The sequence below is a fragment of the Mucilaginibacter sp. genome (assembly GCF_036383575.1).
Classification (GTDB): domain Bacteria; phylum Bacteroidota; class Bacteroidia; order Sphingobacteriales; family Sphingobacteriaceae; genus Mucilaginibacter.
Window position 1 is genome coordinate 1 of the sequence record NZ_DASVOB010000493.1, and the last position, 1,991, is coordinate 1,991.

The window sequence follows — 1,991 nt, forward strand, 5'->3', positions numbered from 1 at the left end:
ATTGGTTTACCGGTCGCCCGATGGGCATGTTTGCGAATGTTGCAGGCCAGGTATTGCTGTTAAGGGTGGCAATGTTGCCATTATGTTCCGGAATTGGTTAAACGGCTCGCGTGACCTTTACCTGGCTACATCTACCGATAAAGGTAAAACGTTCAATAAGGCAACTAAATTGGGAAATGATACCTGGAAGATGAATAGCTGTACAATGGATGGCGGCGGATTAGATTTCAATGCCGATAATACCATTAATACAACCTGGCAGCGAAAGGGAGTAGTTTATTATTGCACACCCGGGCAAAATGAAAAGGAGCTGGGTAAAGGAAGGGATTGCAGTATCAGCGCTGATAAAAATCAGATTCTTGTTGCAATGGGAGACGGAGGGCGTTTAACATATAAAAACGTACAAACCAACAAAGAAACGTATGTGGGTAAGGGAAGTTATTTAAAGACGGTAATATTACCTGATAGCAAGGTGCTTTGTGTTTGGGAAGACGGCCCAACAATTAAAACTATCAAGCTCTGAAAGGTGGGTTGAGTTGTTTTCGGCCTTTTATTGAGCCAGTTTGTCGTTTTTCTTTTTCTCTTCTCTGTCGCGGGTTTAGCGATAGCGTAACCCGTGATTCAACACTATTGAAGCTTTCAGCTTCAAATCATCTATATCTTAAGCTGGAAGCTTAAGTCATGGTTACCACGGGTTATAAACCCGCGGCAGTCCGTTATACGTGTCTTGTTCTTTGAAAATCAATAGCTTATATAAAGGCTATTCCAAAAACCATCGTATAGCAAAAGGCCTTACCGAAATTACTTCAGAAAGGCCTTTTAATATTTTATATACCGCTAAGCGGTTGGGTAAATTAAACGCGTTTTGATTTGATACGAGCTGCTTTACCGGTAAGGGCACGCAGGTAGTACAATTTAGAACGACGAACTTTACCAACGCTGTTAACTTCGATCTTATCGATGTTTGGAGAGTTAACAGGGAAGATACGCTCAACGCCAATGCCATTTGATACTTTACGCACAGTAAAAGTTTCGCTAACACCAACGCTGTTACGCTGAATTACCACACCTTGGTAAACCTGAACGCGTTCTTTATTTCCTTCTCTGATTTTATAGTGAACACTTACAGTATCACCAGCTTTGAAGGATGGAAGCTGCTTTTTTTCTACTGATTGCTCTTCAACAAATTTTACTAAATCCATGATTTTAAGCTCTTAATGCGATTTTTAGCCCGTAAAAATCGGATTGCAAGTATAGGGATTATTTTCAATAAATGAAAGCCAAATTTAAAAATTTCCACATTTAGTTTTTTTATTAACAGTGGGTTGTGGTTTTAATAGCCTTACGAAGTTTCCAAAACTTCGTAAGGCTCGGCTCCGATTGAGGCTTGTTTATTTTTAAAGCGCATCCTGCACTGGTTTTTTCTCAGTAAAATAAGCGATTAGCGTATACACCAACCCAATTAAAAGCAGGTTGAATACAAAATTGATGAGCGTATCACTTACTGAATGGGAGCGTTTATCGATATCGACAAAAGTAAAAACGGCATAAGCAAACGCGATGGCAAGTATAACCCAGCCAATGATGGATACAGGCAGGTAGATGATCCCTTTGCGGGTAAACCAGTTTAATTTCATGATGATTAGTTTTTAATGGATATGTTTTCTGTCATGGCGAAATTGATGAACAGGAGCATGATGGCAAGGCTGATGAGGATCAGCACAATATTCCACAGTTTTAACCTGATGCTGATGTTCATCTCCCGTACTTTGCGCTTTTCGGGATCCAGTTGCCTAACCTGTACATGAATAATGGAAAGCAGGTTAATAATGAAGCAAACCATAGGCAATATGAACAATACCAGCGGACCGATATAATCGATATAAGGTACTTTTTCCAGCTGTACCATGGTGCTAAACATAGCGCTAAACCAGTTTGCATTGAGGTGGAACTGATAATACATAAATACGCATAGTAGGAAATAGCAGGGC

General features: G+C 40.1%; 4 protein-coding genes. 1 reads left to right on the forward strand and 3 read right to left on the reverse strand.

The window, feature by feature from the left end; translation table 11 throughout:
- Positions 1 to 523 (forward strand): hypothetical protein (locus VF500_RS17625; protein WP_330860939.1); only part of this gene is annotated, 523 nt, incomplete at its 5' end.
- A 331-nt stretch (positions 524 to 854) separates the two neighbouring features.
- Here the strand turns inward: VF500_RS17625 and rplS are convergent.
- The 3 genes from rplS to VF500_RS17640 all read right to left on the reverse strand — a co-directional run.
- Positions 855 to 1,202, reverse strand: coding sequence for a 50S ribosomal protein L19 (gene rplS / locus VF500_RS17630; protein WP_090532282.1), 348 nt, complete (start codon positions 1,200 to 1,202; stop codon positions 855 to 857).
- Positions 1,203 to 1,397: 195 nt separating this feature from the next.
- Positions 1,398 to 1,637, reverse strand: a complete 240-nt coding sequence (locus tag VF500_RS17635; protein ID WP_330860940.1) for a hypothetical protein — start codon at positions 1,635 to 1,637, stop codon at positions 1,398 to 1,400.
- Between the two features lie 5 nt (positions 1,638 to 1,642).
- The coding region (locus VF500_RS17640; RefSeq protein WP_330860941.1) for a hypothetical protein at positions 1,643 to 1,991 on the reverse strand (349 nt) is incomplete at its 5' end.

Excerpts from the sequence above, each read along its gene's own strand:
- rplS (WP_090532282.1), bottom strand. The coding sequence starts at position 1,202 with ATGGATTTAGTAAAATTTGTTGAAGAGCAATCAGTAGAAAAAAAGCAG.
- VF500_RS17635 (WP_330860940.1), bottom strand. The coding sequence starts at position 1,637 with ATGAAATTAAACTGGTTTACCCGCAAAGGGATCATCTACCTGCCTGTA.